22 protein-coding genes are annotated in these 25,370 nt (G+C 45.9%); 10 read left to right on the top strand and 12 right to left on the bottom strand.

Annotation, left to right across the window (positions count from 1 at the left end):
* Position 1 precedes the first annotated feature (1 nt).
* The 3 genes from EKG39_RS02220 (at position 2) to EKG39_RS02230 (ending at position 2,614) form a co-directional block, all read left to right on the top strand.
* Positions 2 to 1,645 (top strand): PepSY-associated TM helix domain-containing protein, encoded by a 1,644-nt coding sequence (locus EKG39_RS02220; RefSeq protein WP_126503815.1) that lies wholly within the window; start codon positions 2 to 4, stop codon positions 1,643 to 1,645.
* Between the two features lie 4 nt (positions 1,646 to 1,649).
* Positions 1,650 to 1,991, top strand: coding sequence for a DUF3325 domain-containing protein (locus tag EKG39_RS02225; protein ID WP_126503817.1), 342 nt, complete (start codon positions 1,650 to 1,652; stop codon positions 1,989 to 1,991).
* Positions 1,992 to 2,131: 140 nt separating this feature from the next.
* Complete coding sequence (locus tag EKG39_RS02230; protein ID WP_126503819.1) at positions 2,132 to 2,614, top strand: hypothetical protein; 483 nt, start codon at positions 2,132 to 2,134, stop codon at positions 2,612 to 2,614.
* A 795-nt stretch (positions 2,615 to 3,409) separates the two neighbouring features.
* Here EKG39_RS02230 and EKG39_RS02235 read toward each other — a convergent pair.
* The 3 genes from EKG39_RS02235 to EKG39_RS02245 form a co-directional block, all read right to left on the bottom strand.
* Complete coding sequence (locus EKG39_RS02235) at positions 3,410 to 3,979, bottom strand: lipid-binding SYLF domain-containing protein (protein WP_126503821.1); 570 nt, start codon at positions 3,977 to 3,979, stop codon at positions 3,410 to 3,412.
* Between the two features lie 158 nt (positions 3,980 to 4,137).
* Positions 4,138 to 5,025: a DUF481 domain-containing protein gene (locus tag EKG39_RS02240; RefSeq protein ID WP_246028395.1), complete on the bottom strand. Its 888-nt coding sequence runs from the start codon at positions 5,023 to 5,025 to the stop codon at positions 4,138 to 4,140.
* A 242-nt stretch (positions 5,026 to 5,267) separates the two neighbouring features.
* On the bottom strand, positions 5,268 to 8,546 hold the full coding sequence (locus tag EKG39_RS02245) for a S41 family peptidase (protein ID WP_126503823.1): 3,279 nt from the start codon (positions 8,544 to 8,546) through the stop codon (positions 5,268 to 5,270).
* A 201-nt stretch (positions 8,547 to 8,747) separates the two neighbouring features.
* Here EKG39_RS02245 and EKG39_RS02250 point away from each other — a divergent pair, with 201 nt between their 5' ends.
* Positions 8,748 to 9,224, top strand: coding sequence for a hypothetical protein (locus EKG39_RS02250; RefSeq protein ID WP_126503825.1), 477 nt, complete (start codon positions 8,748 to 8,750; stop codon positions 9,222 to 9,224).
* An 18-nt stretch (positions 9,225 to 9,242) separates the two neighbouring features.
* Positions 9,243 to 9,956, top strand: a complete 714-nt coding sequence (locus EKG39_RS02255; RefSeq protein ID WP_246028396.1) for a DNA alkylation repair protein — start codon at positions 9,243 to 9,245, stop codon at positions 9,954 to 9,956.
* Between the two features lie 46 nt (positions 9,957 to 10,002).
* Here EKG39_RS02255 and EKG39_RS02260 read toward each other — a convergent pair whose 3' ends face one another.
* Positions 10,003 to 10,728 (bottom strand): hypothetical protein, encoded by a 726-nt coding sequence (locus tag EKG39_RS02260; protein WP_126503827.1) that lies wholly within the window; start codon positions 10,726 to 10,728, stop codon positions 10,003 to 10,005.
* Positions 10,718 to 11,332, bottom strand: coding sequence for a sigma-70 family RNA polymerase sigma factor (locus EKG39_RS02265; RefSeq protein ID WP_126503829.1), 615 nt, complete (start codon positions 11,330 to 11,332; stop codon positions 10,718 to 10,720). Before EKG39_RS02265 ends, EKG39_RS02260 begins: the two co-directional genes overlap by 11 nt.
* 602 nt (positions 11,333 to 11,934) lie before the next feature.
* Here EKG39_RS02265 and dauA point away from each other — a divergent pair.
* Positions 11,935 to 13,659, top strand: a complete 1,725-nt coding sequence (dauA, locus tag EKG39_RS02270) for a C4-dicarboxylic acid transporter DauA (protein WP_126503831.1) — start codon at positions 11,935 to 11,937, stop codon at positions 13,657 to 13,659.
* 66 nt (positions 13,660 to 13,725) lie between these two features.
* Here the strand turns inward: dauA and purE are convergent, their stop codons facing one another.
* Positions 13,726 to 14,235, bottom strand: a complete 510-nt coding sequence (purE, locus tag EKG39_RS02275) for a 5-(carboxyamino)imidazole ribonucleotide mutase (protein WP_126503833.1) — start codon at positions 14,233 to 14,235, stop codon at positions 13,726 to 13,728.
* A gap of 498 nt (positions 14,236 to 14,733) precedes the next feature.
* Between purE and EKG39_RS02280 the strand changes: the two genes are divergently transcribed.
* Entirely contained in the window at positions 14,734 to 15,972 is a 1,239-nt protein-coding gene (locus tag EKG39_RS02280; RefSeq protein WP_126503835.1) for a sensor domain-containing diguanylate cyclase, read from the top strand.
* Positions 15,973 to 16,101: 129 nt separating this feature from the next.
* Here the strand turns inward: EKG39_RS02280 and EKG39_RS02285 are convergent, their stop codons facing one another.
* From EKG39_RS02285 to EKG39_RS02305, 5 genes are all read right to left on the bottom strand, one after another.
* On the bottom strand, positions 16,102 to 16,719 hold the full coding sequence (locus EKG39_RS02285) for a transglycosylase SLT domain-containing protein (RefSeq protein ID WP_126503837.1): 618 nt from the start codon (positions 16,717 to 16,719) through the stop codon (positions 16,102 to 16,104).
* Between the two features lie 167 nt (positions 16,720 to 16,886).
* The gene (locus EKG39_RS02290; RefSeq protein ID WP_126503839.1) at positions 16,887 to 17,327 is read right to left on the bottom strand and encodes a hypothetical protein; all 441 of its coding nucleotides are present in this window, start codon (positions 17,325 to 17,327) and stop codon (positions 16,887 to 16,889) included.
* A complete protein-coding gene (gene gshA, locus EKG39_RS02295) occupies positions 17,324 to 18,958 on the bottom strand; it encodes a glutamate--cysteine ligase (protein ID WP_126503841.1) in 1,635 nt (544 codons plus the stop codon). The genes EKG39_RS02290 and gshA overlap by 4 nt, the downstream gene beginning before the upstream one ends.
* Before the next feature lie 180 nt (positions 18,959 to 19,138).
* Positions 19,139 to 21,973, bottom strand: coding sequence for a M16 family metallopeptidase (locus EKG39_RS02300; RefSeq protein WP_126503843.1), 2,835 nt, complete (start codon positions 21,971 to 21,973; stop codon positions 19,139 to 19,141).
* Between the two features lie 29 nt (positions 21,974 to 22,002).
* Positions 22,003 to 22,425 (bottom strand): YqaA family protein, encoded by a 423-nt coding sequence (locus EKG39_RS02305; protein WP_126503845.1) that lies wholly within the window; start codon positions 22,423 to 22,425, stop codon positions 22,003 to 22,005.
* Between the two features lie 288 nt (positions 22,426 to 22,713).
* Here EKG39_RS02305 and EKG39_RS02310 point away from each other — a divergent pair, with 288 nt between their 5' ends.
* The 3 genes from EKG39_RS02310 to EKG39_RS02320 all read left to right on the top strand — a co-directional run bounded on the left by EKG39_RS02310 (position 22,714) and on the right by EKG39_RS02320 (position 24,856).
* On the top strand, positions 22,714 to 23,985 hold the full coding sequence (locus EKG39_RS02310) for a dicarboxylate/amino acid:cation symporter (RefSeq protein ID WP_126504698.1): 1,272 nt from the start codon (positions 22,714 to 22,716) through the stop codon (positions 23,983 to 23,985).
* 209 nt (positions 23,986 to 24,194) lie between these two features.
* The gene (locus tag EKG39_RS02315; RefSeq protein WP_126503847.1) at positions 24,195 to 24,380 is read left to right on the top strand and encodes a hypothetical protein; all 186 of its coding nucleotides are present in this window, start codon (positions 24,195 to 24,197) and stop codon (positions 24,378 to 24,380) included.
* Between the two features lie 140 nt (positions 24,381 to 24,520).
* Positions 24,521 to 24,856: a PBPRA1643 family SWIM/SEC-C metal-binding motif protein gene (locus tag EKG39_RS02320; protein ID WP_126503849.1), complete on the top strand. Its 336-nt coding sequence runs from the start codon at positions 24,521 to 24,523 to the stop codon at positions 24,854 to 24,856.
* 73 nt (positions 24,857 to 24,929) lie between these two features.
* On the opposite strand, the gene EKG39_RS02325 is transcribed toward EKG39_RS02320, so the two are convergent.
* Positions 24,930 to 25,115, bottom strand: coding sequence for a hypothetical protein (locus EKG39_RS02325; protein WP_126503851.1), 186 nt, complete (start codon positions 25,113 to 25,115; stop codon positions 24,930 to 24,932).
* Positions 25,116 to 25,370 lie beyond the last annotated feature (255 nt).

Consider the following 25,370-nt stretch of genomic DNA (forward strand, 5'->3'; position numbering starts at 1 on the left):
AATGAAAGAGACTTTTTTTCGCTCTATGACCTGGTTACACACTTGGGTTGGTCTGCTGGTATGTTGGGTACTGTTATTAGTCTTCTTTGCCGGAACGGTCAGCTACTATCGCTATGAGATCTCCCTTTGGACTAAGCCGGAAATTCACAGCGATGTTTTTCAAAACTATCAAACTGAAAATTTAACACACCAGCTTCGAGAGGGGCAGGCCTATCTGTCGCAGCACGCTGAAAATGCAAAAGATTGGCGCATAAACTTTCCTACCGAACGTAAGCCTTATCTCAGCTATAGCTGGCAGACACAGCCTGAAGCAGGCAAACGAAGGGGGCAATTTATTGAACATATTGCCCATGTAAATGGTCAGGATATGGTTACCGACGTACGTAATTCTCGTGGTGGTAACTTCTTCTATCGATTACATTTCGACCTTCATTACATGCCGGCAAAAATCGCTCGCTGGATTGTCGGATTCTGCACTATGTTTATGTTGCTGGCCTTGATCAGTGGCATCGTTATCCATAAGCGCATCTTCAAGGATTTTTTCAGCTTCAGACGCAACAAGGGCGGGCGTTCCTGGCTCGATGCCCACAATATCAGCTCGGTGCTCGCGCTACCCTATCATCTGATGATCACCTATACCGGCTTAATCACTTTGATGCTGATGTATATGCCTTGGGGGGTGATGACCGCCTATGATGGTGACACTCGTGCATTTCGCGCGGAACTAAAACCAGGGCGAGAGCAAGTTGCCGCTTCGGGTACCCCTGCACCTTTAATTCAACTGAGTGAATTACTCCCCACCGTGAAGGCGAGTTGGGGAGATACGCCGATTAAACAGGTGGTGATCAGTAATATCAATGATGAAAATAGTCGAATCAGTTTCTATAAAAATACCGGGCAGTCAGTGACAGACCTGCGTATACCTCTGATATTCAGCGGTGCATCAGGTGAGCTGGTGAGTAAAGCCTCCTCCGCCCCATCGGCAGCTAATGCCACACACGATACGTTAATGTCCCTGCACACGGCTCGTTTTGCCGAGCCGGTCTTAAGGTTCTTTTTCTTTATCTGCGGTTTCATGGGCTGCGCCATGATAGCAACAGGCACACTGTTATGGGCCGTGAAGATCCGCCAAAAGCAACAGAAGCTAATCAAACAAGGTAACAAGCCAAGCTTAGGTCTGCGCCTGGTCGAGGGACTTAACCTGACTTTTATAGCCGGCTTACCTCTGGCAACCTGTGCATTTTTCTATGCTAACCGTCTCCTGCCGACACAGATGGCAGACCGGGCTCAGTGGGAGATACATAGCTTCTTTGCCGTTATCTGTTTAACCGCAGTATTGGCTTTCTTTGACCGTAGCCTGACAAGTTGGCGCAGAGTGCTGGGACTTTCTGCGGTTGCCTTCATGGCGATCCCTCTTCTTAACTGGGGGACCTCCAGCCAACACCTGTTTCAAAATATGGCCAGCCAGCAGTGGGCATTAGCAGGATTCGATATTCTCTCTTTTCTGATTGGAATAGCGTTATGGTTTGCGAGGAAAAAATTAGCCCAAACTCACACTAAAACATCTAATCGCGTCGCAGCAAGCACTGCGTGGGCGAAGAAGGGGAAACGGGTTTCTACCGCTTCAACAAAGGAGGGGGCGTAACATTATGATATCTAACTCTATAACGCTAAGCTTACTTAACTTTAGCTACCTCGCATTCGGCAGCCTGGCTTTAGCCATGTTCTCTCATTTCCGCGGTGCTTTTAATCGTTCACCAAGCCCGGCACAGAGCAAATTACTCTATTGGTTTGGCTGGGGGGTACTCGCGGTAAGTTATTATATCGGTATCCTTTACCAAGGTTTCGCCTATGGCAGCATACTATTCACCGGACTCATATCACTTGCGGGGCTATTAGTGATATTGACTTTAAGCTATCGGGCTCATCACCTGCCCCACTTCATGGCAGGCTCCGGAGTCTTTGGTACCTTACTGCTGATCTTCGCCTAAATTGAAGTAAGCAGCACAGAGTGCGGGCTGAGTTTATATAAAAAACGGTAGGATGTGTCGTTTTTTCAATCAAATTCAGCCTGCATTCAGCTTTACCTATGTAGAGTGGTTCAATCGATATCACTTTACGCGAGGCAGAGATGCAAATTAATTCAACTTCTCAAAACACGCCCCCTACCACACAGGGTATTGCATCGAATCAACCGGTACAGAACACTACTCAATCTAAGACCGACTCTCCCCTCACAACTACTCAGGCTTCACAGCGTTCAAATAGCGACATCGTGACAATATCTAAACAGGCTGCAGAGCTTTCATCTCAAGCTCAACCAAGCGCTAAAGAGGCTGAAACTCTCCCGGCAAAACCAAGCCTGTCCAATGAGGGAGAGAAAGTTGACAACTATGTCGAATACAGAAAAGCCAAGGCTCAATATCAAATTTATTCAGATATGGCCGGAATAGCGACAGGCAACAGCAAAGGTATGTCGGCATCGACAGCCTACTATCTTTCAAATAACGAAGACGCACGCGCCGCAGTTGTAGAGACTAAGGCACAGCAGCAACAAGCCTCAGTACTCCAAACCTATGTCAACACGACTCAGGGTATCGATGACTGGTACTAATGATAGTAAAACGCCGCTAAATGCGGCGTTTATTATTAAGTACAGAACCTGCCTCAGCTTGGTTTATCAGGCATGTCCTTGCACTATATTCCGCTAATCGACATGGACACCACTGCCGACTCCTACCGTTATAGTGGAACCATCCATCCCTACGGAACTGTATCAGCTCCCGCAACCTAAGTTGTAGTAGCTAAGCCTGTTTCCATAGGAACGGATGATAAAACGTGAACCCCAGGTGCGGCTAACTCCACCTGACAGGTTCTTTGTAAAAAGCTCACATGCTGTATTCTCATCTAGGCCGAACTTAAATTGACGAAATAATGCAACTCCTGAGCGGCAAGACTTCCGGAAAAAATAACCAGTAAGAGTAGACAGAGCACAATCAGTATCTTAGTAGAATTAGCCACGAGTAACCCCTTAACTTTAAACGCCTCAATAAAAGCCCTGGCTAGTGGTCCGACTGTTTAGTATCTCGACTATTTACTGTCTCGATTATGCATCCTTATCTCGTTCGCTCGATACCTTTCTCTACCTGCCGCGACCTCTTTGCTAACCACGTTTACGCTTTCGCCCCTCTAATTTATAAGTATGGTTGCTAATCAACAGAAATTACCCGTAACGAGATAAAAGTCTAACTTTCCCCTGCTATATACAACTTAGCTATAAGAGAACACTCACCGAAAAGCAGACGTAGGAGCTAAACAACCGATTTTTATGAGTTAAGTCTTTCAGTCAGCAGGAGCGATAGAAAAGGCGCTATTCGCGCCTTTAGATTACCCGGGACAAACAAGGGCGCTAGTTTTCGATGAAGTCATCTTCAAAGTTCGTTTCCCAGTACTTGTACCCTTGTACAGTAGCCTGAGCGGCTGCCCCCATCAAATTAACCTGATAGGTTTTAACACCACTGAGATCCGCGGATTGATTGGCTGATGCCTGACCACCACTCCCCTCATATTCGGCACTGGCTTCTGCCTGAGCTTGTCCCTCGAAACCCGCGTCCTTAAATCGCTGAACGGCCGCCTTATCCATAAATGCCTGTACGAAGGCGACCTGCTTCCAACCGATACCGGCACCGACACCTCCAGTTGCAAATCGGTAATAAGAGAGGGAGCCTTTTTCATTCAATACGCAAACTCCGCCCCCGGTAGACAGAGCAAACAGGTAACTGTTACTGCCGGTACAGGTAACGTAGGCGACGGAGCCAGCCACAGCCGATGATGCGCCTTTATGTTCACTATAGATCTCTTTCAATGCTGCCTGAGTTTCCTGACGTGCATTTTTCTTTTTCGCTTCAGGCGTATTACCCGTAGCGCATCCAACAAGTAAAACAGGTAAAAGTAATAACACTAATTTGTATTTTTTCATTCTGCTACCTTAATGTAATGGTATGGAACGAGGGAAAGCCGCTTTTTATTCACGGACTTTCAACCTCAGCGTAAAGTCAATCAACTCAGTTTCTTATCAAAGGTAAATTTGAACAACAGCTAAATTCCTATGCTTCATTAAGCAACAGAACGTCAAAGTTAAAACGTATAAGAGAGCGTTAACATGGGCCCACGAAAGCTATAATGAAGCTTCAGAGTAGAATTATCACCTTCAATATCCGCCGATACTTTGTAATATTTATAAGAGAGCTCGGTGGCAAAACTATCCCTGAAGCTATACTCGACGCCAACACTCAGATCGACCAAACGACCGCTAATGTTATCTAAACTCAGATAGAAATATTGAGCCTGTGTCCCCAGCTTCCAACCATCGGCAAACTGATAATTTGCAACGATACCGATATCCGGCAGAGGCGCCGTGGCATCGGTGAATACTATGTTGTCGGGGTCGAGCTCCACCGAGCCACAATTGTTGTCGACACAAGCCGCGATATCTCCGGAAAAACCCAGCTCAAACCACATCACATGCAGGCCCGCAGTCAGTATCAAGTCCCATTCATCATCGCGGTAAAAATCATAGCCATAACCAATGCGGGCAATATCGACATTAAATGTTGTGGTGATCACGCTGCCTGACTGCACTAAATATTTATCCCCGGTTTCCGGGTGCTCATATTCGAAGGGGGTGGTTATATTCAGGTTTGTGGCATCACGGTGTAATCGCTTCCAATCCAGGTAGATCCCGTGATGTCCATTAAACCAGTATGACATGGAAAAAGATGGCAGAAATTCACTTTCAGTCAACTTGAGATCTGATTCGAAATCCAGCTCAAAGTTCTCATCGGTTAAGGGGCTGGTCACCTCCATTCCCGAATCAGATATTGAATAGAAACCGCCCACGGCGATCCGTAACTTACTCTCATCGGCAAGAGTCACGAAAGAGGAGAGCAGTAAAGTACAAAGTGCAATCGCCTTAATGACAACTGAGTATAGGGACTCTGGCGCTTGTTTAGGTAAACTCTTCATCCTTAACCTCCAACAATCAGACTGAGTTAACTTTAGCAGCGATTTAATTTTTCAGGCACAAAATAGCCAATATCCTTGAGTAAAGGACCTATGAATCAAATGGATGAGGTAGCAAAGATGCTGGAAGAAATATGGCTCTATCGGAGATAAAAATGGGGGTTAAAAGCCTGGGAACTGCTCGGCCGGTAACCCCCTAAAGGTACTTGCTATAGACGTGGTGAGCGCCTGTTTAACACAAATTTTTACTTAATATCCTCAGCCATTCCATCTGATGATATTGGTAACGCCTTTAATGGCATTACCGGCTGTTGGATCAGTTCATCCTTGAGATATGAAATAGCCTTTTGTAATTGAGCGTCGCCACCTGTGAATGTGGCATATGGTAGGTTATCGACTTCTATGTCCGGACTAACCCCCCGACCTTCCAGAACCCAACGTCCGTCCATTGCATACTGCGGATACTCGGCCACCCGAGCCATGCCTTTGTCTGTCAGCGAATTACGGCCGGATAACCAAACACCCGCTCCCGCCGTTTGCTTTCCTATCAAAGGAGCGACACCCAATGCCTTGATGCCGGCAGAGAATGTTTCACCATCCGAGTAGGTCAGCTGATCGGTAAGCACCACAAGATGCCCACGGAAAGTCTGCTGCATATTGGCATTTGGCGTACCACGGGTTGGTTGCCAAAATGCCCAGGTACGACGCAATAGCTTCTCGATAATCCAGCTATCGATGTTGCCGCCTCGGTTACGACGCACATCGATAATCAGCCCCTCTTTTTCAAAGTTAGCGTAAAACTCACGTGCAAAACTGGCGATATCACCACTGCCCATCGCGTACAAGTGCAGGTAGCCAATCTTACCCTCACTGCCTTGTGTGACCTTATTGCTATTGTGATTAACCCAATCTAAGTATCTGAGCTTGGCGTCGACTCTGGTATCAACGGGCATGACTATGGTCTTATGCAGCTTCTTGCCACGTTTGAGCTTTAGCAGTACCTGCTTTTTAGACTGGTTTCTTAAGTAGCGCGTCACATCGGCTACATCGGCGACCGACTTGCCATTGATCTCCAGAATAATATCGCCCACTTCAGCATCGACTTCGACCCTGGCCAATGGGGATGAGTGTGCCGGAAGCTCAGGATCATTCTGGTAAATATGAGATATTTTCACGCCAGACTTAGTCTGTTCGAGGCGAGCCCCGAGACTCGATGCCTTGGCCATCTTGCTGTCTTTAGGCAGATCGCCTCCGCGCACCTGTGAGTGCAACGAGTCCAACTCGCCCATCATCTGCTTGAAGATGTCATTCAGCTCATGCCTGTCGGTTAGCCTGTCGACCAATGGCTGATACTTAGCCTTGGTTGCCTGCCAGTCCAAGCCACGCATCGTCTTATCGAAGAAGGAGTCTCTGTGCATCAACCAGGCATCTTCGAACATCTGCTGCCACTCAAGTTGTGGCTCGATAGCGAGCTGCCACTGCCCGGTTTGCACTTTGGCATTTTTCAACTCTTTAGGCAGTTTATCAACCGCATCGACAATCAGCATCTCTTTGCCACTGTCGCTGTGCTTGCGTATGAATATTTTCTTCCCATCGGCAGAGAGCGCATAATCCCCCACATCTTTGGCGAATGTCTCGACCTTAGGGCTTAAGGGATCGAACTTAACCACTTTCAGGCCAGGCTTACTGCTGCGTCCCGATGCCCTGTCTAAAAGATATAAGCTGTCCTCTTTGAGACTCAGTTTTGAGTAATTACCTGAACCGACCGGCACTTGCCATAGGCGTTGATTAAGCCCTTTCCAGTCAACGCTAACCTTATCGGCGTCTTTATCTGACTTCTTGTCAGGCTCTGTAGGCATGAGTTCATTAGGTTTACGGAACGCAAAGCTGGCACTCTTGTCCAGTGCGATGGCGAAAATCTCACTACGCTTATCGAACATAGGTCCCATGTTGCGATCGCCCCATGGTGAGGTTGGCGTCGCAGTAAACTGACGATTAGATAAGAAATATAACCACTTACCATCACTACTAAAGGCTGGGGAATAGGATTCATATTTATCACTAGTCACCGTTTCACTGCGGTTTTCATCCAGTGAATACAACACAATTTGAGGTCTGGGTTTACCCAGCTCAGATTTGGTTATGGCAATAAATCGGCTATCGCCTGACCATACTACATCAGCATAAGGGCCTAATCCTTCGCCTTGCGTGATGATCTTCTTACTGCGATTCTTCTTTAGATCTAACAACCAGAGATTGCCATCATAATCATCCGAGGCGATGTAACGTCCATCGGGTGAAACACTCAATGACATTCTAAGCGTCTTACCATCTTTGGTTAACTGCCTGGCCCCTTGACTCCCATCGGCCGGGAACTTCCAGATCTCCTGCTCACCGGACGCATCACTGATCCCATAGATCCACTGGCTGTCAGGACTCATTACGGCGGCTCGAATACGACTATTTCCGGGAAGAGCAATCTCGACCAGACGCGATCCATCAACACCGGCGATGGCAACATGACTTCTGGCGGTGATAACGACTTTATCGCCAGCTGGAGATACTTGTGTAGATGTCGCATATTTCATCGGGCTGTTGACCCAATGCTCACGTCGCTGAGAGAAGTCTGAGACCAGGTCGATCTCTAATACACGGGTTTCATTGGCCGCAATATCGAACAGTTTTATATCCGCGCCCTGCTGAAATACGATACGTCCCTTATCTAAACGCGCCCCTCTTACCTGCCAGTCAGTAAATTGGGTATGCTGCTTCAGACCCTGACCATCTGTCATCATTGACCAGATGTTGTCATTACCATCGCTATCACTCACAAAATAGAGGCGGTTATCCCACAGCATAGGCTGACGAACAGAGCCAGAGTGAGCAGCGGTTAAGAGTTCGGCTTCCTGTTTCGAGCCCAGTTTAAATCGCCATAACTCGCCCTTAGCCCCCCCCCGATATACTTTCGCGTTATCTCCCGTAGCTTGCAGCCCAAAACGGGTAAAATAGAGATACTCACCGCTATCATCGATAGCCCCTTCTATGGCATCGGCCAGCGGCAGATCGGTCGTCATTAACGTCTCGGGGTTAACCGTTCTTAAGACCCAGTAGTTTGCAGGGCCAAAGGCATTATCGGTGGCGTAGAGCACTTCTCCCTCGGCGGTCCAACCTTGTACCCGGACCCGACTGTTTTCGAAGCTAACACGTTTGGCTTTTCCACCAGCGACGGGGATGACATAAACTTCGCTGGCACCTTCATAATTAGCCACATAAGCCACCCATTGACCATCTTTTGAGATGCTGGCACCCAACTCTTCGGCTGGTAGACTGGTGAGTCTTTGAGCTCGGCTTTGGGACAGTTCTTTAGTCCAGAGATCGCCTTCGGCGGTAAAGACAAGAGTGTTATCACTCAGGGCCGGGGCACGGTAATAACCTAAATTTTCCGATCCGGATGAAAAAGCACTGGGTGCGCTCAGGCTGCCGAGTGCTAATAAAGTGCAGACAAAGGAGAGGCGAAGTTTCATTAGTAGCTCGTTATTCTTATTAAATAAATTTTTGGAATTACAATTTTAAGGTCAACAAGGTAGCAAACTTTTCTTAAAGCAACAGTAAAATATTGCACAATAATTATTAGCAAATGTGTACAAGTTATCTCTGCCTGTTTATTCCCAAGCTGACTCCCTAGCTATACTCTGTATACGATAGGGCCAAAAGCGGACTCATAGATGGAAAGTAATGAGGATAAAGTGAGTCAATCCAGTTCAATATCTGAAGATATTGAACATTTTAACGATGAGCAATCGACCCCTGTCAGACAAGATCCGGTCATTAAAAAGTTACTCGATAAACTCCCCGATGACATAGCAGACAGCTACTCAGATAAACAGCTTCAGGGCTTCAGGGTTGCCTTGGGCGATCGAACCTGGGGGAAACATTTTATTGATAGAAGAGGTACGTTCGCCATCGCCTTCGTTCCGTGGCGATTTTATTATGTCTTTCTGTTGGGAAAAAACCGAAGGGCCTATACACGTCGGGAGAAACACGCCTCACTCCTGATGTTTGCGGGGTTGATTATCACTTTTCTAGTCATCAGCGTATCGCTGGGCCTGTTTACCCTATACATACTCAAATCGGCATTGGGGATCGATCTACTCGAGGGAAGCTCCCTTGGCCTCTGGGATTGGTTTAAAGAACTATGGTAATAAAAAGCTATGGTAATAATGAGCAAAGTAACTATGAATGCCGCTGAAATAACCGCTCACTTTTTGGAGCTGGGTGATCCCCATATTGCCCGACACGCTCAAGGTTTCTTTAAAACCGCTCCAGGAGAGTACGGCGCCGGAGATAAGTTTATCGGTATCAGAGTGCCAGTCATCCGTTCCCAAGTTAAGGCCCTGTCACCTCTGGCCCTCGATACCATTACCGAGCTTATTCGCAGTGAATTTCATGAGACCCGCCTGTTCGCCACATTAGCCTTAGTTGACAACTTTAACAGGGCCGATGAAACAGGCAGAGAGGAGATATACCATCTCTATCTGGCCAATCATGCCTTTATCAACAATTGGGATATCGTAGACTGCTCGGCCCATAAAATAGTCGGCCCCTATCTGCTCCAACGTTCAAGAAAGCGCTTATATCAACTGGCCAACAGCGGCACACTCTGGCAACGCCGCGTCGCGGTTATCAGCTGTTTCTGTTTTATCAGGCACGATGATTTCGATGACATACTCAAACTCAGTGAGCTGCTGCTGACAGATCCAGAAGATCTTATACACAAAGCCGTGGGTTGGATGCTCAGAGAGGTAGGTAAGCGAGACCGAGCAAGGTTGGAGGAATTTTTAAATCAACATAATAAGCAGATGCCGAGAGTCATGCTCAGATATGCGATAGAGAAATTTCCGACTGAACTTCGTCAGCACTACATGAAAAAGTAAACAGACAGCAACCAAACGATAGCTGCCTGTTTCAGATAAAAGCTAGCTAGTGTTGTTTAAGTAATGCCTGCAGCTCATTCCAACTTTGGTGCTGAGGATGACTTGGTTCATTTAGCTGCGGATACTGCGTCTCTATCTTAAGAGCAAGCTTTTTAGCCTCACTCCACTGCTTGCTCTCCACCAGCTGTTCTAAATGATTCAATGCTTGCTTGGCACTGATAACCGCTTCACGTTGCGTCGACTCGTTCATTAACCTTGGCTGTTTTTCAACGGTATCACTAAGTCGGTAAGAGGCTCCCTTCTGGTTCTGTTGCTCAGAAGCTTGCGAAGTCACTTGCTCGGTAACGGCTCCGTTGATGTCAGCACTCCCCTCGCCAATCTCCCTATCTGGCTCCACCGACATACTTCTTGGTGCAACAGCCTTTAGAGCCTGCTCCTCACCACCTTGAACATCCACAGGCTCATTCATCTGCATCATCATAGGCATAGCATCATCACGCAATACATCCTGAGGCGCATCGGGATTGATGAGTAGCAAGGTCACAACCAACATCACCGAGGCTGCAGAAGACAGTGGCCAGCGATACTGACGCCAAAAACTATGTTCCACTCTCACCACATTATCTTTCGCTGCCCCATCTGTCGCTTGTTTCGCCATCGCGATGATCTTCTCATCCAGCTCGGGGCCAGGCTGCTCCTGCTTTATCTTTCGATACCATCGCTGAAGTTCTGCGTCGAACCCGGCAGGTTTATCTGTGTGTTCATCTTTCATTGTCGACCTCCTGCCATTTATTCATCACACACTCTTTCAGTGCTTTATTTGCGTATCGAATCCGGCTTTTTGTCGCCTCAAGTGTCACGTCTACAATCTCTGCTATAGCGCCAGCGGTAAACCCCGCCTCCATGCTGAGTAAAAATGTCTCTTTTTGCACCGTGGGCAACAAGTCGATACACCGTTTAAGCAGCTTGGCTTTGATATTCTCCTCCATGGCGTTATCGGGAGAAAATTGATCCGAGGGCATCAGGTTGTCACACTCTTGCTCTTCACTGAAGGTATCACTGAACAGATCGACCGGCTTCACAGCCCGGACATGATCTATCAACAAATTATGTGCGATACGATATAACCAGGTTGTAAATTTGGCGCTGGTCTCATAACTCGCAGCCGCCTTTATCACACGGCCCCATGTTTCTTGATACAGATCTTCGGCTAGTTGCTGATCGCCCGTTTGGCGAACGAAATAACGATACAAGCCACCTTTATGCTTCAGGTACAGTGATTCAAAAGCCAATGGATCCCCTGCTGCATATTGCAACATCAAACGTTGATCAGCCTCTGCTTCTGTAGACTTCTCCTGCTCTAACGCTTCAGCCACGCATCTCTCCAAGCTATCTTCAATTCAGTTCGCTCATCCCGCAACATACGAAGGCAAACATAGATTCATTCCTGTTGGAAAGTTTGCCTTCCCGGCACAAATTTGTCTATCTAATACCTATAGATATAAGCCTAACAGAAGTTTACAGCTTGGTTTACCCCGGTTTTATAGCCAAGGGGTTAATCCGCTTATAGCTATAAACGGCAAAGTATGAAGAAAGGGTTAAACATAGTTCAAATTTCTTGTCACGGCTCATTCAAATCTTTGCAATTCAAATCTTTGCAATTCAAATCTTAGTCATTAATGGCTAGACCAAGCCATAGCCACAGACAACTGTCGCAAATATCAATATTTATCACACTATAAAAATGTGAGTGCGGCATGTCACATTTTCAAATCACGTTTTGTGCTACTTTTTGCTGATACAAACAGTTCAATTCTCACAATACTTACCAACAACATTTAGCAACAATACGTACCAAAGAATATGAATATCACCTGCATCACATAACACCAGCTTCACTGAACACCTGCCTCCCCATGGCTATAGGTGTTTACTGCTTTACCAACCCATACCCCAACTTCACTCAAGGCGATTAAACGTGCCACACAGAGCCCATCTTTTCTCATTAACACTCGGCCATGCGTTATATCATTCCTGTATAAAAAATGGCTACCGCTTGAAAAACCTTAAACAGGATATTCTTGCCGGTATCTCGGTCGGGATAATTGCCATACCATTAGCGATGGCACTCGCCATCGCCAGTGGAGTTCCTCCTCAATACGGCCTTTATACCGCTATTGTGGCAGGCTTTATTATCGCCCTGACCGGCGGTTCCCGATATAGTATTTCCGGCCCCACAGCCGCATTTGTTGTCCTGCTTTATCCTATAGCTCAGGAGTTTGGCTTAGCGGGGCTGCTTATGGCTACGGTCATGTCAGGGGTGATCTTAGTGATGATGTCTCTGTTAAAGCTTGGCCGTCTCATTCAATATATTCCGGAACCTGTCACACTAGGCTTTACCGGCGGCATAGGTGTGGTCATAGCGGTTCTGCAACTTAAAGATTTCTTTGGACTTTCGAGCGCTAGCCTTCCGGAACATTTTGCCGATAAGGTTCATACCCTGATATTGGCGATGCCTTCAGCCGATGGGCCCAGCACTGTCGTTGCACTAGTCACATTACTGGTCATGCTGATTTGGCCAAAACTAAAGACACAGATCCCGTCCCACCTCCCCGCGATCATAGTAGGTAGTTTACTGGCCTTACTATTAAACAATTATGGTGCAGAAATTGAGACCATAGGGACGCGTTTTCATTACACATTAGCTGATGGCGGAATGGGTATGGGGATCCCCCCCTTTCTGCCCACCTTCGAACTCCCCTGGTTACAAAATAGTGCAGATGGCTCTCCACTGGGAATGAGTTGGGGGATGCTTCAGGCGCTGCTTCCCAGCGCCTTCGCCATCGCTATGCTCGGTGCCATTGAATCACTTTTGTGTGCAGTGGTTTTAGATGGCATGACAGGTAAACGCCATAGTGCAAACAGCGAACTTCTTGGCCAAGGAATAGGTAATATTATCGCCCCCTTTTTCGGTGGGATCCCCGCAACAGCTGCCATAGCCAGAAGTGCAGCCAACGTAAAAGCCGGAGCCTATAGTCCGATATCTGGCATCATTCACTCTCTGGTGCTCTTGCTTGGCTTGCTCTCTCTCGCCAACATTCTGGCTTATCTGCCCATGCCGGCGATGGCTTCGCTGCTCTTAGTCGTGGCCTGGAACATGAGCGAAGCCCCCAAAGCGCTTCATCTGCTCAAATCTGCACCTCGTAGTGACATCATTGTCTTTCTCACCTGTTTCTCCCTCACAGTGATCTTTGACATGGTAATCGCCATCACCGTAGGAATAGTGTTGGCAGCACTGCTATTTATGAAAGAGATAGCCGAGATGACAAGGCTTTACGATATCAGCCAAAATAGAAGATATATCGATAAACCCGTTGCGGACCATTGGCTTGTCTTAAAAATTAACGGGCCACTATTTTTTGCCGCAGCAGACGCTATCTTTTCAGAGATAACCCTGCTCGCCAAACACAAGCGGACCGTCGTTCTCTATATGGATGGCGTATCGATTCTCGATGCTGGGGGTTTGGCCGCATTAAATAGACTGATAGGAAAGTTAAAACTGACGGGTACACATCTGGTTATTGCAGATCTACAGTTTCAACCAATCAGAACACTGGCAAGAGCCAAGGTGCAACCTATCGAGGGCTTACTGTATTTTTATCCGACCTTAAGGGAAGCCTTAGGCACCCATATCAATGAGTAAAAACAGCCAATAAAAAACGCCATCGAACCTAAGATTCGATGGCGTTACTTAATCAATTCAATCAGCTTAAACGTTAGCTAGCTTCTCTTGAAGCTTGGCATCTTTAGCCTGAACAGCTTCGGCGGATGAAGCGCGCTCCTCTTTAACTCTCTGGGCTAATACATCATCACCAACGGCAAGCATCTGCGCGGCTAAATAACCTGCGTTTTTCGCTCCGGCACTGCCGATAGCCACAGTAGCAACAGGTACGCCGCCAGGCATCATCACTGTTGATAAAAGTGCATCATGACCCTGTAATGGACCACAATCGACAGGTACACCGATAACCGGACGAGTAGTGATACCGGCAACGGCGCCCGCTAAATGAGCCGCGAGACCAGCAGCACAGATAAAGACCTTACAGCCACGTGCTTCTGCATCAGTAACGTATGCATGAGTAGCAGCGGGTGTACGGTGAGCCGATGTGACTTTAGCTTCAAATTGAATATCGAATGTTTTTAGCACATCTAGGGTAGCTTGCATGGTAGGTAGATCTGAATCAGATCCCATTAACACAGCAACAAATGGTTTGCTCATTTTTATTCCTTATGTAGGGTATTACTTTTATTTTTGTGCGCATTATATACGTAAGCTACCTTCTAATGCGAGTTTCAAAAAGAGCGAATTCCAAGTCTTTAAGCTTGGTGTTTTCAATCTTTGACAGCAATTCGAATGTCTACTCCGACAAAAAAGCCAGAAATACCACTCGTTATGCTTCCTCCTGAAACTGCATATGCGGATGTCTTCACAATATAAATAACGCCTAGAGTAAACGGCTCCCCCAAGCCAGGCCGCAATTATCACCTAGCAGTTATTACACTGCAAATAACTTATTGATACAGATCTATAACCTTTTAAATCAAGAGTATTTATAAATTGGCATCATCAATGAGAGGCACCCCACTTTTAAAGCCCCTTTTTTGATTTATTATCACCATAAGGGTAAAAAAATTACTGACAGTCACTTACAATCAGGCAATTTATTTTCCGAACGCCTAAATAAAGGGCCATTTGAACAAAATTAATGGGTTTAGCATGGATAGAATAACCAAAGTGACAGAGACTGACGGCTTGAAAAAAAAGCAGATAGATAGCCTAGATCTCAGGTTTCACTTTGCTCTGCTGGGCGGCCCACTACTGCTCTTGATCGTCATCTGGCTATCATTTTTCAATTCCAGTTTTGATAGTGCTTTACTGTTGAAGCTGCTTTTGATTTCCAGTATCTACACTCTGGGCTATAGCTTGAGTTACTACTTCCATCAGGGACGACTAAACCGACTGTGGCAGCATCTGCAACAGATAGTTCATATCAATGACACTACCTTCGAACTCGTTAATCTGGCCAGTCACTACAAAAATGAGCAGGCATTTTTGGATGCCCTGCTGAAAAAAGCTGTTAGCAGTATCGAAGGTGCAGAGATGGGAAGTATCATTAGAGTCGACCCAGATAGTCAGCAACTCCACTTCGAATCTGCCGTTGGCATCAATATCGAGAAGTTACGCAACGTCAAATTTCATCTTCAACAGTCTTTCGAATTCCAATTAACCGATGGACGCTGCGATAGAGTTGTAGTCATTGATAATATGGAGAATATTAACTCCCTTAGTTCATTAACCGATGCGGAGCAGGAGATCCTACTGACTGCTCCTGACAGCCCTATCCGCTCTACTCTTTCAAGCCCTATCCAGATTGATGGCAAATTGTATGCGATGATCAATTTAGACAGCAGCGCGACAAAAGCCTTTGGGCACTATGACCGAAACCTTGTGAGCATTTTGACTCATGAAGCTGAAAACGCTATCGCCTTGTATCAAAAAACACGACAAATCCAGACATTAGCCAACTACGATAGCCTCACCTCTCTCTACAACCGTCAGCGCTTCGAAGCGCGGCTCGAGAGTTGGACAATCAAGCCTCACTTTAGCAGCTATCTAATACTGATTGATTTAGACAACTTAAAACAGACCAACGACTGTGGCGGCCATCAAGCCGGCGATGACGCCTTACGGTTATTAGCGCAAGTATTAAAGCGCCACTGGCACGAACATCAACTGGTCGCCCGTTATGGTGGCGATGAGTTTATTGCCATATGCCATGGGCCTTTAGAAAAGGTTATGACTGACTTAGCCGAAATTCAACGAGAGTTGGATAGTGAAATGAAAAAGGTTCACTTTAGTTTCGGAGTATCAGAGTACACCAACAACTTCCAACAGGCCTTTCGAGTCGCTGATATCGGCATGTATGATCATAAACGCAGTAAGAAATGTGCTTAACGATCTCATCCCTAATACGGCTGGAATGAATATCACTTTAGCGTAGCGGGACTCTTGAAGGTAATAAAAAGCCCCGATTCGTTCGGGGCTTAGCCGCTTAGTTTTAAAAGCGGGCGATAACAGAAAACGCTAACCAAAGAACAAACGCCATAACCAGGATGAATCCAGATCTTCCTGACAAGTACGATACTGCGCCGCATAGCGCTTAGACCTGTCATCGACTTTTTTGGCTACTTTAATCAACCAGGCTTTCTGGTTATATGTTTTACGCTTATAACCGCCCCAGCCTTCATGATAATTCAGGTACTGATTTCTAGCGTCCCATTTCGAAACACCGTTGATCTTGTGAGTTTTATAGATAAACCAACCCATAAAATCCATCGCATCATCAAAATTGCTTCGACTGGACCAGGAGTTACCCGTCTCTTTGACATAATCATCCCATGTCATTGTCTTTGCCTGGGCATAACCATAGGCATCACTGGCACGCCCTATCGGGATAAAACCAAGGAAATACTCCATTGGAGGCGCGGCATTATGTTTGAAAGAGCTCTCCTGATACATCATAGCCAGAGGGACATGCACCGGCACGCCCCACTTCTCTTGAGTATTCTTGGCGGCTTTATACCAGGAGCGATTCTCTTTATAGATAGAGCATAGATTTTCGGGTTCTTTAGGAGGAGAGGTAGCGCACCCCGAAAGAAACAGCGCTAAACAAGCTGAAATTAAAATCGAATACAATTTCATATGTGCAGAGACCAAAGAGCAAAAATTATCAAAGCACTAGTGTCACATTGATAGAAAAAAGAAGCAATTAACAGATCAGAAAAACGGGAAGGAGTAACGATAAAGGGGAATACAGACAGATAAAGCATCATGGCTAACGATTATTGCAGCTAACAATATAATATCTCTCACTCAAGCTGGGATAACTCGCATTCATGCTCCTCCTGAAGCCAGACTTCCGGCTGCCAGAATCCGGTATCATTGCCACGATAGCGTTTGTCGGTATTAAACTTAGCACCGAGATGATAGCGTTGCTCAGCTTCAACGGTTATAGAGAGCGTTTTTGGCGTTCTTGCGGCAAGTTTTACTTTCAGCGATGGCGAACTAATCAACTCTGCAAGAGTAAACTCGTATACTCCGGGAGAGAGTTGATAGTTAGGTTTAGAGATCACAGGTTTACCATTGAGATGGGTAACCACAACACGATAAAGGTCCTGATTGGCATCCGGCTCAAGGTAGCCCGAAACTATGCCACATTGCAGAGCGCTATCTGGCTGTGAAGCACAGCCAGATAACAGTAAAAAGCTAGTGAGCAGGAGTAATATACGCCTTGAGAAGCGGAGGCTCATACCGAACTCGCAACCCTTGGGCTTTCATATGAGAGGCCGTCATCTTTAAAGTAGTCCGCTAAATACTCTTCAAAACTTTGGCTGGACTCAGACTCTATCTTTGCCTGCTTTTCTATAGAGTGCTTTGCCGCCTGCTGATATTTCGACTCAATGCCTTCGGGTAGAGAGTACTGACTCAAAACACTATGGTACTCTTCTGCTAACTTATTGACCCAACAACCGTGATCCACCTGCGAACTGCTGAGCTCCTTCATGATCTGACCCGAGATAGTTAAATCAGGTTCAATCACAGCACTTTGCCATCTGTCGAGGGCATCGCTATAGAGGTGCTCACCTTCATTATCGAATAACGGCGCAAGCTTTTTCAGATCATCGAACATCTGCTTCATCCAGCTGGAGAGTTGGACAGCATCGCCATTTCGGCATAGCTCGAGACCTGGCTTACGGCCTTCTAAAATTACTCGGTTAAGGTTATTAGATATCTCATTTTCCTGCACCGAATCTGATGTAGGCGATTCATTTAACAGACAATACATTAAAAACAGATCGAGGAACCGGATCTGTGATGCCTCGATACCTACCGGGCTGTAAGGGTTCACATCCAACGCCCTGACTTCGATATATTCGATACCCGCTCGTGCGAGTGCCTCTGAAGGCTTCTCATCATCTAAAGTCACACGTTTAGCACGGATAGGTGAGTAAAACTCATTTTCAATCTGCAGTACGTTGGCATTAAGCTGACGGTATTCACCGTCTACCTTGACGCCAATCTTCTCGAAGTTAGCCGACGGCATATTAATCGCTGTATTCATGCCCTCCAGGTACTGTTCGAGAGAGTCATAGCTGATGTCCAACTGCTCCTGCTCTTTATTTGTGTATCCTAGATCGCTCATCCTAAGTGAGGTAGCGTAAGGCAGGTACAAGGTTCCCTTACCCATCTTCTCAAATTCAATATCAGTCTGTTGATCTTTAATGAATGAACTACACAAGGCCGGAGATGCGCCAAACAGATAGGGTAATACCCAAACCATACGGCGATAATTACGAATGAGTCCCAGATATGACTCAGAGATAAAATCACTCTTAGAGGCTTGAGTATCACTCAAATCATAGAGCCTGTCCCACAGGGTATCAGATACAGAAAAATTGAAGTGCACGCCGGAAATAATCTGCATCTGCGCGCCATAGCGATAGGTTAACCCTTTTCGGTATAAACGCTTCATCTGACCCGCATTTGACGAGCCATAATCGGCAATAGGAATCGCTGTTACATCGCCCACATAACAAGGCATACTGACAGGCCAGAGACGCTGACTATCTAAATTCTGAACTGTGAAAGCATGGGTATAGGTCAGATCGTCGAGCAAACTGTTTATATCACTGAAAACCGGAGTAATAAACTCGAGTAAAGACTCACTATAATCGGTAGTGATCCGCGGGTGAGTTAATGCTGAACCCAGCGCCTTAGGATGACTATCTGTAGCCAGGTGCCCAGAGCTATTGATCCTCAATGCCTCGCGTTCAATTCCGCGCTGCATTCCCTGTAGTGCATTACGCCCCTCAGAATCGGAGAGATGTCCAATCAGTTCATTGAAAGAGTTCAATATTTTTTTCTCTAGTTTCGTCATCATTTACTTATACGAGTCAGACCAGCCTAACCAAGGATTACTTTCAATAAAGCAATGCAATCATGGTTAACTTTCCTATTTAGCTAGTTAACTCTCTATTGAGTCATAAAGTAAAGCGGTATCTGAACATCGATTACAGATACCGCTATTTTATATCTCTAGATATATGGGCAATTTCGAATATTACAACTCTAAAGTTTTCACCGGATAGCCGAGTGCTTCAATATCCGCCTCTATCGTCGATTTATCTCCCACGATTAACACCACCATCTCCTCGAGATCCAACTGCTCTTTAGCCAATTGATTAAGCTCAGCTCTGGTTACTCCCTTAGTTATCTCTGTCTGCTGCTCCGTGAAGTTAACATCGAGATCATAACGTTGGATACGGCGCAGGAAGCCGGCTTTCTGATAAGGTGTTTCGTAATCGAGCGCCTTACCTTGAGAAACCGAAGCCTTCATGAAAGCCAGTTCCTTATCGGTTATCCCGGATTGACGATACCCTTTAATCTCTTTGAAGAATTCAACAAGGGCCTGTGACGTCACATCACTGCGAACATTGGCTTGAGCGACAAATACACCCAGCTCACTCCCACCGGAGAAATAACTCCTTGCGCCATAGGTATAGCCTTTGTCTTCGCGCAGGTTGAGGTTGATACGGCTATTAAATGCTCCCCCTAACGGGTAATTCATCAGGTAAGATTTATAAAAGTCGCCCGTAGCATCATAGGGTAACGCCCGCTTACCTATCTTGATCACAGACTGAGCGGCGCCAGGCTTATCCAGAATGTAAATGGTGCCACCAGCCAACTCAGGCAATTGAGTTAAGTCGGGCAACTGAGAGCCCTCTCCTTTCCAGGTAGAAAAGCGATCTAACTTAGCTAAGAGCTGAGATTCATTGAGATTACCAACGGCCACAATTTGGGCATTTCCCGCACTGTATTGTTGCTGATAGAACGTCTTTACATCGTCTAAGGTCAGAGACGAAACCGTCGCTAAGGTGCCGCTACTGCTCACACCCAGAGGGTTAGCACTGCCGTAGAGTAATCCATCAAATGCGGTATTAGCCAGATAACCGGGATCCGACATCATATGCTGTAAACTTTGTAGCTGTTGCTGCTTGAGTCGCTGGAAGTCAGCCGCCTTAAACCCAGGTTCAAATAGACGCTCCCTCACGATATCCAAGGTTTCATCCAGATGAGAAGTCAGACTCGTGACCTTAATGTAACTTTGATAGCTACTGGCTCCAAAGCTAACGCTACTGCCTAACATCTCCAACGCCTGAGCAAGCGCTTCGGCACTTCTTTTCTGGCTCGATTCATTCAGCATAGAAGCCGTTAATCCAGCCAAACCAGCCTTATCGACAGGAATGAGTCTATGTCCGCCATTAAGGTAGATAACGAGCTCAACCGTTGGAGTCTCTTCACTCTCGGTACCACTCACCTCAATGCCGTTTTTAAGTTGTCCGGTCCAAATCTTAGGGGATTTTAGTACCACAGAAGCGCCAACCTCGGGCATCTTAGTGCGATCGAAAGATGAAGAGATCTGCTGATAATCACTCACACCTTGAACAGCAACCTCAGACACATTTAATGCAGGTGCAGTAAAGTTATCTTCATGAGCAATGAGCTGCCTCTGCCCCTCGGGAACCACACTCATAACGACCATAGGTTTATCTTTAATGTATCGGTTAAAGACCCGCATTACATCGGCCTTGGTCACGCTGGCATAACGCTTCAAATCTGAAGCGATCATGTCCGGGTTGTCTGAAAAGGTCTGGTTGAACGCTAATGTAGATACTTTTCCGGACACACTCTGAAGACCAAATATAGTACTGGCCTCAAATTGAATCTTTACTTTCTGCAGATCTTCATCGGTCACACCGCGCTGTTCAAACTCACTGATTGACTCTCGCATCCTTTTTTCAAGATCCGCGAGCTGTCCACCCTTAGCGGGGTTCGCCAGTGCATACATAGAGAACTGACAAGCCAGCTCCTGACAAGGATGGCTCACGCCAGCCTGAACGGCAAAGCCGTCTTTCACTAAATTTTTATAAAACAGTGACGTTTTTCCGCCACCCAGAATATTAGAGAGCAGATCCAGTGCAGCCTCATCCTGATGACGAGCATAGACGGTCGGGAAACCTATGCGTAACAGAGGCAGGTGGACTCTATCCTCCATAGAAATATAACGGGTCTTGTCGAGTGTAATTAGTGGCTTTTCATCCGCACGAACTGTCGGGCCACTTGGGATCTCACCAAAATATTGATTAACCCATGCTAAAGCCTGCAGCTCATCAAAATCACCGCCAATAGTCAGCGTCGCATTGTTCGGACCATACCAACGCTGAAAGAAGTGTTTCACATCATCGACATCGGCACGTTCCAGATCTTCCGGCCAACCAATCACAGGCCAGGAGTATTGGTGCCCCTGGGGATAGAATGCCTGATTAAACAGCTCGCTCATGCGACCGTAGGGCTGATTATCGATTCGCTGGGCGCGCTCATTCTTTACTGTTTCACGTTGTACTTCAAACTTCTTCTCTGTCAGGGCCGGCAGGAAGAATCCCATACGATCAGATTCAAGCCACAGCATCTTTTCCAGTTGATTACTGGGCACAGTCTCAAAGTAGTTGGTTCTGTCGGTGTTAGTCGTACCATTGAGGGTTCCGCCCGCCTCGGTCACGGTTTTAAAATGCTGCTCGTCGCCGACATGTTCAGAGCCCTGAAACATCATATGTTCAAAGAGGTGAGCAAAACCGGAGCGTCCCTCGAACTCTCTGGCTGAACCGACATGATACGTAACATCGACATGCACTAAGGGATCTGAACTATCTTGGTGCAAGATAAGGGTTAAGCCGTTGGACAATAGATATTTTTTGTAAGGAATTCCTACCTGAGACTCTTCAACCTTAACCGTTTCGAGTAATGTTACACCAGCGGGTAAACTTGATTGCGGCTGTTGGCCTGCACAGCCAACTAAAATCGCGGTGATTGCCGTAGCTAATATCCATTTTTTCAATTTATACTCCTAACCATCAACTTTGAAGATTACAACCAATGCAGCGCTAAAGCTGCCACCAACAAGTAGCGAATACTCTTGCCTATTAATATCATCAGACTCGATTTAACCAGTGGAAGTTTCATCCACCCCGCTAATAAACACAAAAGATCTCCGATAACCGGAGCCCACGAGAGGAGCAGAGCCCAATAACCATACTTGTGGATCAGACCGAGTGAACGTCGGTACTTTCCCTTAGCCATCGCCTCGGGACTACGTGCAAAACGCCCTAAGGTACCAAGATAATAGCTGGTTATCGCCCCTAATGTATTACCGATACTTGCCACTATGACTAAAGAGAACCAGATGGAACTATCATCAGTTAACATAGCGACGAGTAAAACTTCTGATCCGCCCGGTAACAAGGTTGCAGCAAGAAAAGCTGCACTAAACATTAACCATAACTCTGTCATTCAAGCTTACCTAATGAAAATTAGTAATTTTTTGTTTATGTATAAAGGCAATAACGCTATGTTACCCAAGTGTTAATAGTTAAAGTTATTAAAACAAACTTAATTATCACAATAAGTTATAACGAAATCGGTTTGTTTTGCAAGATACTCTATCTATACAATGAAAACTTCGGATAATAGCCTAATGCCCTTTATATGAGGGATGAGTTGACCCTCGGCTTTTAAACGGGCAAAAGATTACCGTTTAACTCTTTTTTGAATATTAAGAATAAAAATTAATTGGAATTTATAATGTGGCAAACCATTAAACAGATCCCCTTCTGGCAAAAAGTTCTCGCGGGCTTCATTTTAGGCGCGTTAACAGGCGTCATTTTTGGCGAATCGGCAACCATCCTCAGACCTCTGGGCGATCTCTTTATCAGCGCCATAAAAATGCTGGTCGCCCCTTTAATCCTATGTGCCATAGTCGTCAGCATTACCTCCTTAGGTTCACAGGTTAATCTGAAACGTTTGAGCTTTAAAACTCTGGCCATGTTCATGTTTACCGGAACACTAGCCTCACTCATTGGCCTCACCGTTGGATCCATGATTGACATGGGTGGCTCTATGGAACTGGTTGCAACAGAAGTACGTGAACGTGATGTTCCCGGGTTCGCTCAAGTATTGTTGAACATGATCCCCGTTAATCCTTTTGCCTCTCTGGCCGAAGGAAAGGTACTTCAGATCATCGTCTTTGCAGCTTTAATTGGTATAGCCATCAATAAAGTTGGTGAGAAAGCCGAGCCCTTAAAGCGCACTTTCGAGGCGGGGGCTGAGGTCATGTTTCAATTGACCCGCATGGTTTTACAATTGACTCCGATCGGCGTCTTCGGTTTGATGGCTTGGGTAGTCGGCGAATATGGTTTATCCACGCTATTACCATTAGGTAAGTTTATTGGTGCTATCTACCTGGCTGCACTCATACATATCATCTTTGTTTACGGTGGTCTGATAAAATTCGCAGCTAAACTCAGCCCGGTTCAGTTTTTCAGAAAAGCGATGCCAGCACAGTTAGTGGCTTTCACTACCGCATCAAGTTTTGGTACTTTACCGGCCAGTACCCGCTGCAGCGAGTCTATGGGTGTGTCTAAGCAATATGGTTCATTTGTCCTTCCGCTAGGGGCCACGATGAATATGGACGGTTGCGGCGGTATCTACCCGGCAATCGCCGCCATCTTTATTGCGCAGATTTATGGCATTCCACTGGATATGACTGACTATATGCTAATCGCAGTAACTGCGACGGTAGCATCGGTAGGTACCGCTGGCGTTCCAGGAAGCGCCATGGTCATGTTATCTGTGACTCTGGGGGTCGTCGGTTTACCCCTTGAAGGTATCGCATTTATCGCAGCCATCGACCGTATCATCGACATGATAAGAACCAGTACCAATGTCACCGGCGATATGATGACAGCGGTTGTTATCGGGAAATCTGAGGGCCAACTCAATGAGCAGCAATTTTATGCCGGTGACGAAGCTTCCGAAGAGTTACTGGTTAAATCTAAGCCGGTATCGGAGTAATACCCATTGGTATAGATTTACCTAAGTCGACAGTGCCTTGTCGCGATATCAAAACAAGCCGCTAATGCGGCTTGTTTTGTTTCAGCTAATGGCAAATGGCTAATGGCTAATGGCTAATTAAGTGTTCAAATTGAGTTATATACCGATTGGTATTAGTATTAGGCTAATCCCGCACCCCCTACACACTGAGTACAAGGCAAAAATAAAATATGGCAAAATTCTTCCTTTTCCCCATTATCTTATGCCTATTCTGGACACTGTTCCTGCACTTTAATGGTGTCCCTCTAAAGCAGGGCAAGAAGGGCTTTATCTACATCATCGCCATCAGCGCAACAATTATTCTCTCTCTTGGCTTCTTGTTGTGGATCACTTCCGGACAAAATATACGAAGTTAGCGCCTTTAGCCCTTGCTTAATAAATTTGTATCAAAAATCACCTCTATCGATTTATTTTTCTCGATATTTATAGTATAAGCACTCTAAATTTAGCGCGATCCCTATTAATACAAAGGGTATAAGCAGTTTTAGAAGGTTCCATGTCAGATAAATTTTTCTTTAAAGGGCGTCAAACCCCTAAGCCTAAACATGAAAGTTTTGGCTATAACACTAAACGAGTTGCCAAGCCGGGCACCAGTGATAACCCATTGTCATTAGTGGTTCCGTCAAAGGAGCGCCAGGCTGAAATCGAGGCTATCTTAAGCCAACATAACTTAATAGCCAATATTGAGGTTAACCCGGAAGCTGATGAGAACATCAATGATCTGGATGGCATACTCAATAAACCACAAACCACTCGTTTTGAGAAAAAACCCAACAGAAATGATCAGTGTCCTTGCGGCAGTGGGAATAAATACAAGAAGTGCTGTGGTTAATGCCAGTCGGCTAAAACTGATATCACTGGTTTATAGTTTTAAACCAGTGATATATCAACCCGATAAGGTGAGACTACATATTACTTGAAATAACCGTTAAGTGTTGCTCCAGTTCATCTTCGGTTGTAGGCAAGCTTTCCAACTCAAACGTCAATGGATCTCCACCATTGAGCATAAACACCGATGACTCACCATGATCGTAATGAAACCACTTCCCATTGATACAAAGATCCGTATAGCAGTTCGGTAATAATTCCATATGTACACCTCTTAAATATGTTCGTAACGGTTCGGTTGAATCAAACTAAGCGACGCCCAGAAATAGTGACGTACCTCTAAAAAATCCCGAACCAACAACAGTAACCCGCAACCAAGAGTTGCATATGTGATATCGATCACCTTTATAAGACCTTAAATGACTTAGAGAGACATTGATCTAAATCAAGGAGGCGAGAAATACTCAAACCTTCCCAAAGCAGAAAAAAGCGTTTATCACCAAATTAAGCATTGAAAT

The organism is Shewanella atlantica (assembly GCF_003966265.1).
Taxonomy (GTDB): domain Bacteria; phylum Pseudomonadota; class Gammaproteobacteria; order Enterobacterales; family Shewanellaceae; genus Shewanella; species Shewanella atlantica.

Coding starts and splice junctions, on each gene's coding strand:
- EKG39_RS02305 (WP_126503845.1), bottom strand. CDS start 22,425: ATGACAGAGTTATGGTTAATGTTTAGTGCAGCTTTTCTTGCTGCAACC.
- EKG39_RS02260 (WP_126503827.1), bottom strand. CDS start 10,728: ATGAAAGATGAACACACAGATAAACCTGCCGGGTTCGACGCAGAACTT.
- EKG39_RS02280 (WP_126503835.1), top strand. CDS start 14,734: ATGGATAGAATAACCAAAGTGACAGAGACTGACGGCTTGAAAAAAAAG.
- EKG39_RS02255 (WP_246028396.1), top strand. CDS start 9,243: ATGAGCAAAGTAACTATGAATGCCGCTGAAATAACCGCTCACTTTTTG.
- EKG39_RS02230 (WP_126503819.1), top strand. CDS start 2,132: ATGCAAATTAATTCAACTTCTCAAAACACGCCCCCTACCACACAGGGT.
- gshA (WP_126503841.1), bottom strand. CDS start 18,958: ATGATGACGAAACTAGAGAAAAAAATATTGAACTCTTTCAATGAACTG.
- EKG39_RS02315 (WP_126503847.1), top strand. CDS start 24,195: ATGGCAAAATTCTTCCTTTTCCCCATTATCTTATGCCTATTCTGGACA.
- purE (WP_126503833.1), bottom strand. CDS start 14,235: ATGAGCAAACCATTTGTTGCTGTGTTAATGGGATCTGATTCAGATCTA.
- EKG39_RS02285 (WP_126503837.1), bottom strand. CDS start 16,719: ATGAAATTGTATTCGATTTTAATTTCAGCTTGTTTAGCGCTGTTTCTT.
- EKG39_RS02320 (WP_126503849.1), top strand. CDS start 24,521: ATGTCAGATAAATTTTTCTTTAAAGGGCGTCAAACCCCTAAGCCTAAA.
- EKG39_RS02250 (WP_126503825.1), top strand. CDS start 8,748: ATGGAAAGTAATGAGGATAAAGTGAGTCAATCCAGTTCAATATCTGAA.
- EKG39_RS02235 (WP_126503821.1), bottom strand. CDS start 3,979: ATGAAAAAATACAAATTAGTGTTATTACTTTTACCTGTTTTACTTGTT.
- EKG39_RS02220 (WP_126503815.1), top strand. CDS start 2: ATGAAAGAGACTTTTTTTCGCTCTATGACCTGGTTACACACTTGGGTT.
- EKG39_RS02240 (WP_246028395.1), bottom strand. CDS start 5,025: ATGAAGAGTTTACCTAAACAAGCGCCAGAGTCCCTATACTCAGTTGTC.
- EKG39_RS02225 (WP_126503817.1), top strand. CDS start 1,650: ATGATATCTAACTCTATAACGCTAAGCTTACTTAACTTTAGCTACCTC.
- EKG39_RS02290 (WP_126503839.1), bottom strand. CDS start 17,327: ATGAGCCTCCGCTTCTCAAGGCGTATATTACTCCTGCTCACTAGCTTT.
- EKG39_RS02325 (WP_126503851.1), bottom strand. CDS start 25,115: ATGGAATTATTACCGAACTGCTATACGGATCTTTGTATCAATGGGAAG.
- EKG39_RS02245 (WP_126503823.1), bottom strand. CDS start 8,546: ATGAAACTTCGCCTCTCCTTTGTCTGCACTTTATTAGCACTCGGCAGC.